Genomic DNA, 16291 nt, shown 5'->3' on the forward strand with positions numbered 1-16291 from the left:
GTGGAATGGGTGTTACGCCATCGCCGCCCCCTGCAACCTTGCATTGGCGCGATCGTGTGGGCTTGGCTAGGGTCTCTGGATTGACCCACGAGGCGTTGAACATGAACAGGACGTCATTCGCAGCGCTAGGGCTGCTGGTCATGAGTCTGGCTGCAAACGCCGAGGAAGGCGAGCGTGAAGGGGATTATTGGTACGTGCAGACCAGCGCCTACACCAAGCACTGGACCCATGACCCGGACCACAACAACCACCAGGAGTTGGTCGGCATCGAGCGGGTCTACACCGATGGTTTGCTGTGGGGCGCGGCAACGTTCAAGAACTCGTTCTACCAGCGCTCGTACTATGCCTACCTGGGCAAGGTCTGGGAAAACGACCGTTATCCGGTGTACGTGAAGTTGAGCGCAGGGCTGATAGAAGGCTACAAGGGCGAGTATGACGACAAGATACCGTTGAACCATTTTGGTGTCGCACCGGTGATCATTCCGTCGTTTGGCGCGCACTGGGGGCCGCTGGGGGCGGAATTCGTGGTGCTGGGGGCAGCGGCGGGGATGGTCAATGTGGGGGTGCGGTTTTGACTGGCCGGCCACTGCCAGCAACTGGCCAGTGCAAAACCCACAGGGCGAGCAGCGCGGTGCTGTCCTCAGTCCCAGATCGGCGCCAGGCCGTCAGGGCTGACTTCGCGTCCATTACGCTCAAGCGTGGCGATACGTGCCATGTCGTCGGCGTCCAGCTTCAGGTCGCGGGCTAGCAGGTTGCTGGCCAGGTTCTCACGCTTGGTCGACGATGGGATCACGGCGTAGCCCAGTTGCAATGCCCAGGCCAGGGCAACCTGGGCAACGGTGGCCTTGTGCTTGGCGGCGATCTCGGCCAGTACCGGGTCCTTCAGCACCTTGCCATAGGCCAAGGTCATGTACGAGGTCACGGTGATGCCCTGCTCTTTCAGGTACGCGGTCAGCTTGCTGTTCTGCAGGTAAGGGCTGAGTTCGATCTGGTTGGTGGCGATTTCGCCTTTGCCGACCACCTCGATCGCCTGGCGGGTCAGTTCGATGTTGAAGTTGGAGACACCGATCTGGCGGGTCAGGCCTTGCTGTTTGGCCTCGGCCAAGGCCTTCATGTATTCGGTGAGTTCAACACCGTTGCCCGGCGCCGGCCAGTGGATAAGCAGCAGGTCGACGTAGTCGGTGCGCAGTTTTTGCAGGCTTTCGCGCAGGCTGGGTATCAGCTTGTCGGCGGCGTAGTTGTCGACCCAGATCTTGGTGGTGATGAACAGCTCGTTGCGCGGCACACCGCTTTCGGCGATGGCCTGGCCGACATCGGCTTCGTTCTTGTAGATCTGTGCGGTGTCGATGACACGGTAGCCCAGCGCCAGGGCCGATTTGACCGAATCGATGACGGCCTGGCCGGTGAGGCGGAAGGTACCGAGGCCGAAGGCAGGAACGCTCATGGGGGTTACTCCGGAGAAGTGGGGCGAATCATGTGATGGCCAGTGTGCAACTTCATAGGGCTGTGAGTAAGCGCCTACTGCGTCAAAGTCATTTGACCTGTAGGCACGAATCACTCACCAAGCTTTGTCTTCAGACATAAGTATGGCCAGAACGGGTCGAAACCTTGGTCAGCTACCGCTTCTATCAAGCGCAGAGGCTGCCCATGACTACTTCAGTAATACCTGCTGACTCCATAGATGCGCTGATTGCCCGCCTGCTGCCAGGTTGGCTCAAAGGAGCTTCAGCCGAACACCTGGCTTTATTGCGTGCGGCGTTACTGCGTCAGCAAAATGCCCAGGACGACCTCAATTCCAGGCTGCAAGCCATCAGCCCCCTGGAAACCTTCGCCGAGTCGTTGCTTGCCAGCGCACTCGCGAAGCACTCGATCACCCAGGTAGACCTGCGCTTGGCCCAGGTTACCATGGTGACCCGGCGGCTAAGCCCGCCAGTTACACCCTCCTTGCCACTCCAGTGGACGCAACGGGTTAGCAGCCAGACGCTTGTTTCAGCGGCGCTGCACAACTTTCACGAAAATGAAACGCAGCCGGGTTGGTTCGCTACAGGGTCACAGTTGACCGATGCAAGTGGGCGGCTGCTGCCAATGAGCGTGGAGGTATTCGTCGACCTTTGCCGACGGCTCGATATCGGGCGGCGGTATCAAAACCACTTGAAATCGCACCTTGAAGGCGAGGTGATGACCGAATGCATGGAAGAGGCATCCAGCGCCAATCTGGAAGTGGCGGCTATCCTCGCCAGGACCAAGGGTGAGATCGACGAGCAGACGCATCAGCGAATAGCTCGCGTGGTGAGCGCAGCACCTGTGTCGTCCGCCGACAATGCTGTGTTGAAGTGCCATACCTTGAGGCTGCTGGGCAAGCAGATCATTGGCGCGCTTGTGATCGAAGTGCGTCGCAACGCTGATCTACTCGGGGTTATTGCGTGGTTTCCCGAGGACCTCTACGCCCCGGTGAGCTGGCATACAACCTGGGAGTTGCTGTACACGGCGCTTGGCGTACGTTTGCGCAGCGAAGCGTATCGCAAGTACTTCCAGCGTTTCATCGCAGAGCGTGATCGGGTTGCCTTCCATACGGCCCTGAACTCGCAGCTTACGCAGGACGAAACAGGTTCAATGCTTGAGCTCGATGGCCGCTGCTTTGCGATCGAAGGGGGAGTGTTCGTCGCACTGGGCAGAGCCCAAACCCAAAAAATGCTGGATGACGCTCGGGTTTTGGCAGTATCGACAGAGGATGAGGACATCGCCGACCGCCAGGCACGCCTACAGGGCTATCTGAACCTGGGGCTTAGCGTTGCGGGCCTGGCCGCGCTGTTCGTGCCAGTGTTGGGGCAGGCCCTGCTTGGGATGACGGTAGTGCAATTGGCAGGCGAGGTGTACGAAGGCTATCAGGATTGGCAACTGGGCGACCGCAACGCCGCATTGGGGCACCTGTTCAACGTGGCCGAGACGGTGGCGCTGGGGGCGGTGACGGCCGCTGGCACGTCGGCACTCGGCAAGCTGGCCCAGCGAGTGGCACGCGTAGATGCCATGGTGCCGGTGAGTCTTGCGGATGGCCAGTTGCGCTTGTGTGATCCAGCGCTGTCGGCCTATCAGCATGATGGCGTCAGCTTGGTGGTTGGGCAGGCTGCCACTGTCAATGGCCGAACGCTGAGGCGCCTGCACGATGCTGCCTATGAGGTCAGCGAACACAGCGATGGCACATTGCGTATTCATCACCCCACGCGGCCGGGGGCCTATGTACCGGCCCTTGAACACAATGGTGCCGGAGGGTGGGTGCATGAGTTCGAGCAGCCGCAGTGCTGGCAGGATGCCGCTTACCTGGTGCGCCGCCTGGCCAGCCGCACAGCTCAAGTATCCGACGAGGCGGCTTCTGTCGCGCTCCAGGTCACCGGTTTCGATGCCGATGGCCTGCGTCGTTTGTTACTGGAAAACGCACCACCGCCGGCACGCTTGCTCGATGCCATTGAGCGTGCGCAATTGCACCGTGATTTCCCGGCGTTACGAGGTGGTGCTTTCGAGGAATTGTTCAACGAGCGGCAGATCAACCCGCAGGCAGCGGACCACGTATTGATGCGCAGCTTTCCAAGCCTTTCGCACCGCTGCGCACGGGAAATCGTCGAAGGGGCAAATAGCGACGAGCTGGAAAGTCTGATCAGCGCAGGGCGGGTGCCTTTGGCTTTGGCGGAGCGGGCGCGCTGGGCAATACGCGACAGCCGGATAGACCGTGCCTGCGCAGGGTTGCGTCAGGCCTCGGCAGCCAATGACGATAGCGCAAAGCTTGCGCGGGGCCTGATCGATGCCATCGCACCCTGGCCGGCCGGGGTCGAAGTTGAACTCCCTACCGCTGGCAAGGGTGGGGTACTGCAGGCGTTGATGCGGCAGCTGCAAAGCAGCCAGGTGCAGTTGCTCGGCGCTAGCCAAATAACGGAAAGCGCACTGGGCGAGCGGCTGGGGCGTGAAGCGCTTGCGGACCGTGAAGCGGCGGCCCGGCTGATTGGGTTGGCCCGGGTGGGGCAGGGGGTGCGCCCGCCGGTGCGTTTATTCGATGAGCGTTTGGGCTACCCGCTCAGCGGCCACCTGTCGGGGACTCGCCAGGCACTGTGCCGTGCTTTGAATCAGCTGTTCCCGCTGATGAGCAATGAGCAGCTGGAGTCATACCTGGAAGATCTGGCTCAACGAGGGATGGAGCCGTGGAATCATGTCAGCCAATTGCTACAGGCCAAGGCCAGGCTCAAGCAGGTATTGCAGGCCTGGCGGAACGAGCCGGGGCTGAACATTTTTCGTCGCTGGCGCCGCAGCAAGGTCGCCAGGTGCATTACGACGAGTTGGCGGCGCATGAGCCCAGGGGAGTTGGCGGGTGATTTCCACCTGACCATCGTGGGTGAGCGGGTGGGTGGGCTGCCGGCTTTGCCTGAGAATGTGGCTTTCGACCACATCACCCACCTGACCCTGCGCAACATGCAGATGACGGCCCTTGACGCGGGTTTCCTCGGCCGTTTCAGCAAGGTGCGCAACCTGGACTTGCGAGGTAACCAGCTGACACGCCTTCCGGCAGGTATCGAGCAACTGGCCGAATTGAGGACCCTGCGCCTGGGCGGTAACCAGATCGTGCTTTCCAGCGACGATAACCTTCGCTTGGGCCAGCTTGTTGGGCTACGGCGTCTGGAACTCAACGGCAACCCTGTAGGCTTGCTGCCACCTTTGGCATCGTTCCCCCAGATGCGCCGTTTGTCCTTGCGCAACACCGGGCTGGGCAACTTGCCTGCTGAACTGGCCAGGCACGGCAATCTGGAGTTGCTGGACATGCGTGACAACCAGATCCAGACGTTGCCTGAAGCATTGACCATGTTGCCGCTTCGCTTGTTGCAGGGCTTGGCGTTGCACGACAATCCCCTCTCGGACGAGACCCTTCAGCGCCTGCAATTGGCCAGGGCGGCAGCCGGGGCAACTGCGCGTCGACGTGCGCCGCACGGATCGTCGAGCCCGAGCGCTGCATCCCCTTGGCTGTCAGGGTTTACGCCGGCTGAGCGCGAAGAGCGATTGGCGCGCTGGAATCGCTTGTACCAGGAGGACGACGCGAGTGATCTGTTCCAGTTCATCGCTGATTTGCAGATTCTGCGTGAATATCAAACACAGCCCCGCGACCTTCAGGCGCGTGTGTGGCATATCCTCGAAGCTTGCGAGCAGCATGCCGAAGTGCGCGCGAGTCTGTTCGAGCAGGTTAGCCATCCGCGCAGTTGCAGTGACGAGTTGCTGCTGACGCTCAGCGAGCTGGAGGTTGGCGCGATGGTCGCCAGGGCTGAAACAGCCAGCAGTGGGCTGCTGAAGGAACGGGCGCTGGTGATGCTGGGGCGCTCCTTGTCCCGTCTGGACAAAGTCAACGAAATTGCGGCGCGGCATGTTGCCCAATATTCTTCGAACGATCCCGTTGAAGTTTACCTGACCTATCGCGTCAAGCTGGCGGATAGCCTCGACCTTCCAGAACAGCCCAGCGATCTGGCATTCGAGACTTACAGCGGGGTTATCCGTGAAGACCTGAACGCTGCACGCATTGAGGTTCTGCAGGCGGAAACGCCGCACGCCTTGGCTGAAGCTCTGGCTGATCGGTCATTCTGGCAGGCTTACCTGTACAAGCATCAGGCTGAACGCTTCAGCCGTATGAACGAGCCATTCCAGCAGCGACTGGATAGCGTGTTCGAACAATCGAAAACGTTGAGCGATCGCGATTACCTTACGCAAACCGAGCAAATCCGTGCAGAGCGTGAGGTGGCGCAACAGCAGCTTTTGCTCGAGTTGAGTCGCGAGGCCATTGAGCGCCAGGGCCTATGAACGAAACAGCCCGCCGAAAGGCGGGCTGTTTCGTTGAGGCTGGACGATCAGCGGCGGCGGAACAGCGGCAGCGGCTCGTCGGTGGCGGCCTGGTAGGTCACCGAGAAGTCCTTGAGGCTTTGCAGCGCGTCTTCCGGGTCCTTGTCGGCACGGATGGCGAACGCATCGAAGCCGCAACGGGCCATGAAGAACAGCTGGTCACGCAGCACATCGCCAATGGCGCGCAGCTCGCCCTTGAACTTGTAGCGATCGCGCAGCAGGCGCGCATTGGAATAGCTGCGCCCGTCGGTGAAAGCGGGGAAGTTCAGCGCGATGACCTGGAAGTGTTGCACGTCTTCGCCGATTTCTTCCGCTTCCTGGTCGCTGTCCAGCCACACGCCCAGCCCGCCATCGCGAGCCTTGAGCACGTGCGCATGGTCGCGCCACATCTGCAGCGGGACGATGTAGTCGTCGCAGTTGGTCAGCTCGTCAAAGGACGTTTCCTTGGGCAGCAGGTGCCAGGTTTCGTCGACGATCTGGTTGTTCTTAATGATTCGCTGCATAGACGCGTTCCTTGAAGGGGTCGATGCCGATACGCTGGTAGGTGTCGATGAAACGTTCTTCCTCGGTACGTTGCTCGACGTAAACTGCGATCAGCTTCTCGATCACATCGGCCATGGCCTCCTGGGCGAAGGACGGGCCGAGGATCTTGCCCAGGCTCGCGCCACGCGCGGCATTGCCGCCCAGCGACACCTGGTAGAACTCCTCACCCTTCTTGTCCACGCCGAGGATGCCGATGTGGCCCACGTGGTGGTGGCCGCAGGCGTTCATGCAGCCGGAGATGTTCAGGTCGATTTCGCCAATGTCGAACAGGTAGTCCAGGTCGTCGAAGCGGCGCTGGATGGATTCGGCGATCGGGATCGACTTGGCGTTGGCCAGCGAGCAGTAGTCACCGCCCGGGCAGCAGATGATGTCGGTCAGCAGGCCGATGTTCGGGGTGGCGAAGCCGCCCTCGCGCAGTTCCAGCCACAGCGCGTGGAGCTGGCGCTGCTCGACGTCGGCGAGGATGATGTTCTGCTCGTGCGAGGTGCGCAGGAAGCCGAAGCTGTAGCGCTCGGCCAGGTCGGCCACGGCGTCCAGTTGCTTGTCGGTCAGGTCGCCCGGGGCAACGCCGGTTGGCTTGAGCGACAGGGTCACGGCCACGTAGCCAGGGCGCTTGTGCGCGCGGGTGTTGCGCGAGCGCCAGCGGGCGAAGCCTGGGTACTCGGCGTCCTGGGCTGCGTAGTCGACATTGTCGAGGGCCAGGTATTGCGGGTCTACGAAGTGGCGCGATACACGCTGCACTTCATCTTCGGTCAGGGTGGTGCTGCCGCCACGCAGGTGGACCATTTCGGCCTCGACCTTTTCGGCGAACACTTCCGGGGTAAGGGCCTTGACCAGGATCTTGATCCGCGCCTTGTACTTGTTGTCACGGCGACCGTAACGGTTGTACACGCGCAGGATGGCGTCCAGGTAGCTGATCAGGTCCTGCCACGGCAGGAACTCGTTGATGAACGAACCCACCACCGGGGTACGGCCAAGGCCGCCGCCGACCAGCACTCGGAAGCCCAGCTCGCCAGCCGCGTTGCGCACAGGCTCCAGGCCGATGTCGTGCACTTCGATGGCGGCGCGGTCTTCCTGCGAGCCGTTGATGGCGATCTTGAATTTGCGCGGCAGGTAGGCGAATTCCGGGTGGAAGGTGGTCCACTGGCGGACGATCTCGCACCACGGGCGCGGGTCGATGATTTCGTCTGCGGCCACACCGGCGAACTGGTCGGTGGTGGTGTTGCGCAGGCAGTTGCCGCTGGTCTGGATCGCGTGCATCTGCACGGTGGCCAGCTCGGCGAGGATGTCCGGGATGTCTTCCAGCGCCGGCCAGTTGTACTGCACGTTCTGGCGGGTGGAGATGTGGGCATAGCCCTTGTCGTAGTCGCGAGCGATCTTGGCCAGGGTGCGGACCTGGGTGGCGTTCAGCTGGCCGTACGGCACGGCGACACGCAGCATCGGCGCGAAACGTTGGATGTAGAGGCCGTTCTGCAGGCGCAGAGGGCGGAATTCTTCTTCGCTCAGCTCACCGGCCAGGTAGCGGCGGGTCTGATCACGGAACTGCTTGACGCGGTCCTCGATGATCCGCTGATCGTACTCGTCGTATACGTACATAAAAGTCCTGTCTCAGGCATGCAGCTATTCGCGCGCACGGCCGCGCACTCCGGTACGGAGCCGGGGAACGATATCAGGTTGCAGTTATGCGCTAAAGTGATGTTTTTGCATATGAAAAGAACCAAATGGACTATGTGAGACTGACTGCCATTTGTGCGCGGGTCCTGGTCAGGCGTTTATAATCCGGCGTTTGCTTCGCAGAGATGTGACCCCATGCTCAAGGCCCTGTGCCAAAGCTTGTGTCTTGCCCTGCCACTGGCGGCAAGTGCACAACCGGCTTCGGTGGTGTTCCTCAACCCAGGGCTGTCCACCGAGACGTTCTGGACCAGCTACAGCCGCTTCATGCAGGCCGCCGCCAACGAACTGGGCATGACCCTGCGGGTGGAATACAGCGAGCGCCGTGCCGATCTGGCGCTGACCCAGGCCCGGGCGATTCTGAGTGGGCCGAAGCCACCGGATTACCTGGTGCTGGTCAACGAGCAATACGTGGCACCGGAAATCCTGCGCTTGTCGCGTGGTACGGGGGTGAAGCTGCTGCTGGTCAACAACGGCCTGACCGCCAGCCAGGTCCGCAGCATTCAGGCCCAGTCCGACAAGTATGCCGAGCCACTGGGCACCTTGATCGGCAACGACGAGCAGGCGGGCTTCCAGATGCTGCATCAGATGGTTGCACAGTTGCCTCGCGACAGCTTTCCTGTGGATCTGGTGGCCTTTTCCGGAATCAAGACCACCCCAGCCTCGCAGTTGCGCGAGGAGGGCATGCGCCGTGCGTTGGCCGACTTCCCTCAGGTACGTTTGCGTCAGGTGGTGTACGGTGGCTGGAGTCGCCAGCGCGCCTATGAACAGGCGCAGCAGTTGCTGGAACGTTACCCGGCCACGCGCCTGGTGTGGTCGGCCAATGACGAAATGGCCTTTGGCGCCATGCAGGCATTCGAGGAGGCCGGGCACGTAGCGGGGCGCGACGTGCTGTTCGGTGCCGTCAACAGCTCGCCCGAGGCCCTGCGTGCGCGTATCGATGGGCGCCTGAGCGTGCTGATGGGAGGGCATTTCACCCTCGGCGGTTGGGCCATGGTCATGCTGCACGATGATGCCCAAGGGCTGGCGTTGAACCGCGACGGCCTGCGCGAGCACAGTGCCCCGGTATTGCAGGCGATCGACCAGGCCAAGGCCCGGCGCTGGCTGAAACTGCTGGAACAGGACGACTATGGCATCGATTTTCAGCGTTACAGCGCCGAAGGGCGGCCGCCCGGCTACCGCTACCCGTTTCTGACGTCACCGGTCGAATATTGAAAGACCCTGCTTGAGTGAAGGGCATTGCTCGTCTTAACTGCTGGTGGTGAAGTGCATTCCCATAACCACTACAAGAGGCAATGCAATGGGAAACTCAACCAAGGTCCGCAAAGCTGACAGCAGCGTCGATGCCTGGGCGATCCTCTGCCTGATCGTTCTGGTGGTGGTCACTGCCGTGTATTGGGTCAGCCACCAGTAGACTTGTCTTTTAGACCGTGATGCAGCCAGAGCGCCTGCGGGGAGGGAATCCCCGTAGGCGCTTTCATTTCTATCGGGCGGTAAGGTGCAGGGCCAGTTGCACCAGGCCGATCAACACGGCAATGAACACCAGGGTGAACAGCGTCCCCAGCGCAATGAAATGGCTGGCCTTGCCGTGGGTGAAGTCGCGGGCGCGGTTTTTGCCGCTTTGCACGCCAAAGGCGGCGGCGAGGATGCTGTGCAGCATTTGCCAGAAGGTTGGCGGTTTGCCCTGGCTGGAATCGTCCATGGTGGCTCCTGGAAAATCAGAGGCAATCAGGGACAGTGTAGGCAATGAAAAAGGGACTGCCTGGACTGGCCTCTTCGCGGGCAAGCCCGCTCCCACAAGTACTGCACAGGTTTCAAAAACGGTGCGGTCCCTGTGGGAGCGAGCAAGCCCGCGAAGAATGTAGCGCGGCCTTAGCTGTCGTACCCGAGGTTCGGCGCCAACCAGCGCTCGCTCACGCTCACATCCTGGCCTTTGCGCGCGCTGTAGCGCTCAATCTGGTCCTTGTCGACCTTGCCCACGGCAAAATACTGCGCCTGTGGGTGGGCGAAGTACCAGCCGCTGACCGCCGCTGCGGGGAACATCGCGAAATGCTCGGTGAGGAAGACACCGCTCGGCCCGGTTTCACCGATGGCGGTGCCATCGAGCAGGCGGAACAGGGTCTCCTTCTCGGTATGGTCAGGGCAGGCCGGGTAGCCCGGGGCAGGTCGAATGCCGCTGTACTGCTCCTTGATCAGCGCCTCGTTGTCCAGGTGCTCGTCGCGGGCATAGCCCCAGTGCTCTTTGCGCACCCGCTCGTGCAGCCATTCGGCACAGGCTTCGGCCAGGCGATCGGCCAGGGCCTTGACCATGATCGAGCTGTAGTCGTCGCCCTTGTCCTGGTAAGCCTTGGCCACTTCCTCGGCACCGATGCCGGCGGTGGTGATGAACCCGCCCACATAGTCGGTGACGCCGCTGGCTTTTGGCGCGACAAAGTCGGCCAGCGACCAGTTGGGCTTGCCGTCCGGCTTGATGGTTTGCTGGCGCAGGTGGTGCAAGGTGGCCAGTGCCTGACCGTCTTCACCGTACACTTCGATGTCGTCATCGGCCACCTGGTTGGCCGGCCAGAAGCCGAACACGGCACGGGCGCTGATCAGCTTCTCGTCGATCAGCTTGTCGAGCATCTCGCGGGCATCCTTGTACAACGCGGTGGCCGCCTCGCCGACCACTTCGTCGGTGAGGATGCGCGGGAACTTGCCTGCCAGGTCCCAGGAGATGAAGAACGGGGTCCAGTCGATGTACTCGGCCAGGGTGCGCAGGTCGATGTCTTCCAGCACTTTGACGCCGGTGAAGGAGGGTACCGCTGGCTGGTAGCCGGCCCAGTCGTACTGCGGTTTGGCGGCGACGGCCTGGGCGTAGCTCAGGCGCTCGGTGCGGGCGCTGCGGTTGGCGGTGCGCTCGCGCACGTCCACGTATTCCAGGCGGGTTTTTTCGACGAAGCCCGGCTTGAGCTCCTTGGACAGCAGCTGGGTGGCCACGCCGACCGCACGCGAGGCGTCGGTGACGTAGATGACCGCGTCGTTGCTGTACTTGGGTTCGATCTTGACTGCAGTGTGCGCCTTGGAGGTGGTGGCGCCGCCGATCATCAGCGGCAGCTGGAAGCCCTGGCGCTGCATTTCGCGGGCGACGTGGACCATTTCGTCCAGCGACGGGGTGATCAGGCCGGAAAGGCCGATGATGTCGCACTGCTGCTCGCGGGCGGTTTGCAGGATCTTCTCGGCCGGCACCATCACACCCAGGTCGACGATGTCGTAACCGTTACAGCCCAGTACCACGCCGACGATGTTCTTGCCGATGTCGTGCACGTCGCCTTTTACCGTGGCCATCAGGATCTTGCCCTTGGCTTCCGGCTTGTCGCCTTTCTCGGCCTCGATGAACGGGATCAGGTGCGCAACGGCCTGCTTCATCACGCGGGCCGATTTGACCACCTGCGGCAGGAACATCTTGCCTGCGCCGAACAGGTCGCCGACCACGTTCATGCCGTTCATCAGCGGGCCTTCGATCACTTCGATCGGGCGTGCGCACTGCTGGCGGCATTCCTCGGTGTCTTCAACGATGAATGCGGTGATGCCCTTGACCAGTGCATGCTCCAGGCGCTTTTCCACCGGCAGCGAGCGCCACTCTTCGTTTTCCACTTCCTTGGTTGCGCCGCCGCCCTTGTAGTCGTCGGCGATGGCCAACAGGGCATCGGTGCCATGCGGGGTGCGGTTGAGCACCACGTCCTCGACCTTTTCGCGCAGCTCGGCCGGGATCTCGTCGTAGATCTCCAATTGGCCGGCGTTGACGATACCCATGGTCAGGCCGTTCTGGATCGCGTGATACAGGAACACCGAGTGGATCGCCTCACGCACCGGGTTGTTGCCTCGGAACGAGAACGACACGTTGGACACACCGCCCGAGCTCAAGGCGTGGGGCAGGTGATCGCGGATATAGGCACAGGCCTCGATGAAGTCGACGGCGTAGTTGTTGTGCTCTTCGATGCCGGTGGCGACGGCGAAGATGTTCGGGTCGAAGATGATGTCTTCCGGCGGGAAGCCCACTTCGTTGACCAGGATGTCATAGCTGCGCTGGCAGATTTCCTTCTTGCGCGCGGCGGTGTCGGCCTGGCCGACTTCGTCGAAGGCCATGACCACCACGGCAGCGCCATAGCGCTTGCACAGGCGGGCGTGGTGCTTGAACTGCTCGACGCCTTCTTTCATGGAGATGGAGTTGACGATGCCCTTGCCCTGGATGCACTTGAGGCCCGCCTCGATCACTTCCCACTTGGACGAGTCGATCATGATCGGCACGCGCGAGATGTCCGGCTCACCGGCGATCAGGTTGAGGAAGCGGACCATGGCCGCCTGGGAGTCGAGCATCCCTTCGTCCATGTTGATGTCGATCACCTGGGCGCCGGCCTCGACCTGCTGCAGGGCGACTTCCAGGGCTTCGGTGTAGTTCTCTTCACGGATAAGCCGGGCGAACTTGGCGGAACCGGTAATGTTGGTGCGCTCGCCAACGTTGACGAACAGCGACTGGCGGTCGATGGTGAACGGTTCCAGGCCCGACAGGCGGCAGGCCTTGGCGATTTCCGGGATCTCGCGCGGCTTGTACTTGGCTACGGCTTCGGCAATGGCCTGGATGTGCCCGGGCGTGGTGCCGCAGCAACCGCCGATGATGTTGAGGAAGCCGCTGGCCGCAAATTCTTCGACCACCGCGGCCATCTCGGCCGGGGTTTCGTCGTACTCGCCGAAGGCGTTCGGCAGGCCGGCGTTGGGGTGGGCGGACACATGGGTATCGGCTTTGGTCGCCAGCTCTTCCAGGTACGGGCGCAGGTCCTTGGCGCCGAGGGCGCAGTTCAGGCCCACGGAAATCGGCTTGGCGTGGCGCACCGAGTTCCAGAACGCTTCGGTGGTCTGGCCCGACAGCGTACGGCCGGAGGCGTCGGTGATGGTGCCGGAAATCATGATCGGCAATTCGACGTTGTCGTCCTCGAACACTTGCTGCACGGCGAAGATGGCCGCCTTGGCGTTGAGGGTGTCGAAGATGGTTTCGATCAGGATCAGGTCGGCGCCGCCCTCGATCAGGCCACGGGTGGCCTCGATGTAGTTTTCTACCAGCTCGTCGAAGGTGACGTTGCGGTAGCCGGGGTCGTTGACGTCCGGGGAAATCGAGCAGGTGCGGCTGGTAGGGCCGAGCACGCCGGCGACGAAACGTGGCTTGTTTGGCGTCTCCAGGGTCTTGGCGTCGGCCACCTGGCGGGCGATGCGCGCGCCTTCGACGTTCAACTCGTAAACCAGCGACTCCATGCCGTAGTCGGCCTGGGAAATCTGCGTGGCGTTGAAGGTGTTGGTTTCGAGAATATCGGCACCGGCATCCAGGTAGGCCTTCTCGATGGCGGCGATCACATCCGGGCGGCTGAGCAGCAACAGGTCGTTGTTGCCTTTGACATCGCTTGGCCAATCGGCGAAACGCGTGCCACGATAGTCGTGTTCCTCGAGACGGTAGCTTTGGATCATAGTACCCATGCCGCCGTCGAGGATCAGGATGCGCTCTTGGAGTGCGTTCTGGAGTGCTTGGAGACGAGCGCTGCGGTCGGACATAGGAACTACCTGGTCGGGCAAATATCAGAAGGTGCGGAATCATAACAAAGCTGCGCGGTTTTTAGGCGCATCGCCCATTTGCATGAAAACTGCTCATGTTGGGCAGCGTTGGCAGTGCAGAGCACCCAAGGACGACCAGGCAACAAATCGTGATGGCTTTCAAGAACCAGGACTTTCCGCACATGGTGCATCGTATCCTTGCCGGCGCCTTCGCCCTGCTCATCAGTGGCGCGGTGTTCGGGCAAGCCCCCCAGTCGAGCCCGGCCATTTCCTACACCCGGGACATTCAACCGATCTTCACCGAGAAGTGCGTGGCCTGCCACGCCTGCAACGACGCCGCCTGCCAGTTGAAGCTGGAAAGCCCCGAAGGCGCGGTGCGCGGGGCCAGCAAGGTCCCGGTGTACCAGGGCGAACGCAGCAAGGCGGTGCCTACCACGCGCTTGTTCTACGACGCCCACAGCGAAGAGCAATGGCGCAAGAAGGGCTTCTACTCGGTGCTCGACAACCAGGGCAGCCAGGCCGCGCTGATGGCGCGCATGCTGGAGCTGGGCCACAAGACCCCGCTCACGCCCAACGCCAAGCTGCCCGAGGAAATCGTCCTGGGCCTGAACCGCAACAACATGTGCCCGTTGCCCCATGAGTTCGACGCTTATGCTGGCGCCCACCCCAAAGAGGGCATGCCGCTGGCGGTGACCGGGCTGACCGACAAGGAATACGACACCATGCGCCGCTGGCTGGCGGCCGGTGCGCCAGTGGAGTACCAGCCAATCCAGCCGAGCGCTGCTGAAGCCAGGCAGATCGCTGACTGGGAAGAGCTGCTCAACCGCCCGGGTTCCACCGAGGCGCTGGTCGGTCGCTGGCTGTACGAGCACCTGTTCCTGGCGCACATCTACTTCGTTGGCGGCGAGCAGGGCCACTTCTTCCAGTGGGTGCGCTCGCGCACACCCAGTGGCAAGCCGGTCGACGTCATTGCCACCCGCCGTCCCAACGACCCGCCAGGTACCGACTTCTACTACCGGTTGGTCCCGGTGCAGGGCGTGATCGTGCACAAGACGCACATCACCTACCCAATGGGGCCGCAGAAGCTCAAGCGCGTGAAGCAGCTGTTCTACGCCGGCGACTGGCATGCCGCCGCGCTGCCAGGCTACGGCCCGCGCCACCGAGCCAACCCGTTCGAAACCTTCGAGGCGATTCCGGCAGTGGCGCGTTACCAGTTCATGCTGGATAACGCCGAGTACTTCGTGCGTACCTTCATCCGTGGCCCGGTGTGCCGCGGGCAGATCGCCACCGACGTGATCCGCGACAACTTCTGGGCACTGTTCCAGGAGCCGGCCTTCGATCGCTACATCACCGACGCCAAATACCGGGGTGAGGCCACGCCGCTGCTGGCCATGCCTGGCCAGATCGATGACGTGGGCAGTGTGCTGAGCCTGTGGCACGCCTACCGCGACAAGCGCAACGAGTACGAGAAACTGCGCCGTGAAGCCTATGCCGATATGCCGGCACCGGGCTGGTCGACCTTGTGGGCCGGTAACGACAACGCGTTGCTGAGCATCTTCCGCCACTTCGACAGCGCCTCGGTGACCAAGGGCCTGATCGGTGATGTGCCGTTGACTGTGTGGCTGTTCGACTACCCGTTGTTCGAGCGCACCTATTACCAGTTGGCGGTCAATTTCGATGTGTTCGGCAACGTCTCGCACCAACTGCAGACGCGCCTGTACTTCGACCTGATCCGCAATGGTGCCGAGGTCAACTTCCTGCGCCTGATGCCGGCCGACCAGCGCAAGGCGATCCTCGGCGACTGGTACCAGAACAGCGGCAAGGTGAAGATGTGGATGGATTATGAAGACATCGACACCGATACCCCGAGCGGCATCACGCTCGACGCGCACAACCCCAAGCGTGACTTTGGCTTGAAGCTGCTGCAGCGCACCGGCAGCCTGAATGCCGCGCCCGACCCGATCAACCGCTGCCAGGGCGCGTTCTGCTCACGGCCGCAGGTGAGCGAAGAGTTCCGCAATGCCGAGCAGTCGCTCAGCCGCCTGGTGTCGCGCCCGGCTGCCGGGCTGAAGGTGATCAACCAGTTGCCCGAGGCGACCATGTTGCGCATCGAAGGGCAGGGCGGCCAGCGCCAGGTATACAGCCTGCTGCGCAACCGCGCACATAGCAACGTGGCGTTCCTGCTGGGCGAGGCGTACCGCTACCAACCGGGGCTGGACACGTTGACCCTGTACCCAGGCGTGCTCAGCAGTTACCCGAACTTCATCTTCAATATCCCGACCAAGGATGTGCCGGAGTTCGTCGAGGATATGGAATATGCCAAAGATGACCCGGCCAAGTTCGAGCGCATTGTCATGCGCTGGGGCGTGCGCCGCAGTCACCCCGAGTTCTGGCGCTACTTCCATGACTTGAACAGCTTCATCAAAGAGACCCAGCCGGTCGAGGCGGGTGTACTGGACATGAACCGCTACGAGAACCTCTGATCGGGTCAGCTGATCTTTCCTAATACCCTGCGGTCGGAAACGGTGGGTGGTCCGGGGGCTGTCTTGCAGCCCCATTCGCGGGCTTGCCCGCCCCCACAGGATATGTGGTGCTTTCGGGCATGGCATGAACCCTGTGGGAGCGGGCA

At 62.1% G+C, this 16291-nt stretch carries 9 protein-coding genes; 4 read left to right on the forward strand and 5 right to left on the reverse strand.

The features are described from left to right. The first annotated feature begins 101 nt into the window (after positions 1–101). Positions 102–575 (forward strand): sn-glycerol-3-phosphate transporter, encoded by a 474-nt coding sequence (locus tag ACNFBR_RS07690; protein WP_416734337.1) that lies wholly within the window; start codon positions 102–104, stop codon positions 573–575. A 65-nt stretch (positions 576–640) separates the two neighbouring features. On the opposite strand, the gene dkgB is transcribed toward ACNFBR_RS07690, so the two are convergent. Beyond that, the gene (gene dkgB / locus ACNFBR_RS07695) at positions 641–1444 is read right to left on the reverse strand and encodes a 2,5-didehydrogluconate reductase DkgB (protein WP_416734338.1); all 804 of its coding nucleotides are present in this window, start codon (positions 1442–1444) and stop codon (positions 641–643) included. Positions 1445–1647: 203 nt separating this feature from the next. Here dkgB and ACNFBR_RS07700 point away from each other — a divergent pair, with 203 nt between their 5' ends. Further along, a complete protein-coding gene (locus ACNFBR_RS07700; protein ID WP_416734339.1) occupies positions 1648–5829 on the forward strand; it encodes an NEL-type E3 ubiquitin ligase domain-containing protein in 4182 nt (1393 codons plus the stop codon). Positions 5830–5876: 47 nt separating this feature from the next. Here the strand turns inward: ACNFBR_RS07700 and ACNFBR_RS07705 are convergent, their stop codons facing one another. Together ACNFBR_RS07705 and ACNFBR_RS07710 are read right to left on the reverse strand one after the other, a co-directional pair. Continuing rightward, positions 5877–6371: a DUF934 domain-containing protein gene (locus tag ACNFBR_RS07705; RefSeq protein WP_012271633.1), complete on the reverse strand. Its 495-nt coding sequence runs from the start codon at positions 6369–6371 to the stop codon at positions 5877–5879. Continuing rightward, a complete protein-coding gene (locus tag ACNFBR_RS07710) occupies positions 6355–8007 on the reverse strand; it encodes a nitrite/sulfite reductase (protein ID WP_416734340.1) in 1653 nt (550 codons plus the stop codon). Before ACNFBR_RS07710 ends, ACNFBR_RS07705 begins: the two co-directional genes overlap by 17 nt. A 213-nt stretch (positions 8008–8220) precedes the next feature. Between ACNFBR_RS07710 and ACNFBR_RS07715 the strand changes: the two genes are divergently transcribed. Beyond that, complete coding sequence (locus ACNFBR_RS07715; RefSeq protein WP_416734341.1) at positions 8221–9297, forward strand: ABC transporter substrate-binding protein; 1077 nt, start codon at positions 8221–8223, stop codon at positions 9295–9297. A 268-nt stretch (positions 9298–9565) separates the two neighbouring features. Here ACNFBR_RS07715 and ACNFBR_RS07720 read toward each other — a convergent pair whose 3' ends face one another. Continuing rightward, entirely contained in the window at positions 9566–9784 is a 219-nt protein-coding gene (locus ACNFBR_RS07720; protein WP_012271636.1) for a DUF2970 domain-containing protein, read from the reverse strand. A 170-nt stretch (positions 9785–9954) separates the two neighbouring features. Then, positions 9955–13662: a methionine synthase gene (gene metH / locus ACNFBR_RS07725; protein WP_416734342.1), complete on the reverse strand. Its 3708-nt coding sequence runs from the start codon at positions 13660–13662 to the stop codon at positions 9955–9957. 182 nt (positions 13663–13844) lie between these two features. On the opposite strand from metH, the gene ACNFBR_RS07730 reads away from it, so the two are divergent. Next, entirely contained in the window at positions 13845–16145 is a 2301-nt protein-coding gene (locus tag ACNFBR_RS07730) for a fatty acid cis/trans isomerase (protein WP_416734343.1), read from the forward strand. Positions 16146–16291 lie beyond the last annotated feature (146 nt).

The sequence above is a fragment of the Pseudomonas sp. NY11955 genome, assembly GCF_048068035.1.
GTDB lineage: Bacteria > Pseudomonadota > Gammaproteobacteria > Pseudomonadales > Pseudomonadaceae > Aquipseudomonas.

What these genes read in the sequence shown, in the direction of transcription:
- ACNFBR_RS07690 (WP_416734337.1), top strand. Translation starts at nt 102, where the DNA reads ATGAACAGGACGTCATTCGCAGCGCTAGGGCTGCTGGTCATGAGTCTG.
- dkgB (WP_416734338.1), bottom strand. Translation starts at nt 1,444, where the DNA reads ATGAGCGTTCCTGCCTTCGGCCTCGGTACCTTCCGCCTCACCGGCCAG.
- ACNFBR_RS07700 (WP_416734339.1), top strand. Translation starts at nt 1,648, where the DNA reads ATGACTACTTCAGTAATACCTGCTGACTCCATAGATGCGCTGATTGCC.
- ACNFBR_RS07705 (WP_012271633.1), bottom strand. Translation starts at nt 6,371, where the DNA reads ATGCAGCGAATCATTAAGAACAACCAGATCGTCGACGAAACCTGGCAC.
- ACNFBR_RS07710 (WP_416734340.1), bottom strand. Translation starts at nt 8,007, where the DNA reads ATGTACGTATACGACGAGTACGATCAGCGGATCATCGAGGACCGCGTC.
- ACNFBR_RS07715 (WP_416734341.1), top strand. Translation starts at nt 8,221, where the DNA reads ATGCTCAAGGCCCTGTGCCAAAGCTTGTGTCTTGCCCTGCCACTGGCG.
- ACNFBR_RS07720 (WP_012271636.1), bottom strand. Translation starts at nt 9,784, where the DNA reads ATGGACGATTCCAGCCAGGGCAAACCGCCAACCTTCTGGCAAATGCTG.
- metH (WP_416734342.1), bottom strand. Translation starts at nt 13,662, where the DNA reads ATGTCCGACCGCAGCGCTCGTCTCCAAGCACTCCAGAACGCACTCCAA.
- ACNFBR_RS07730 (WP_416734343.1), top strand. Translation starts at nt 13,845, where the DNA reads ATGGTGCATCGTATCCTTGCCGGCGCCTTCGCCCTGCTCATCAGTGGC.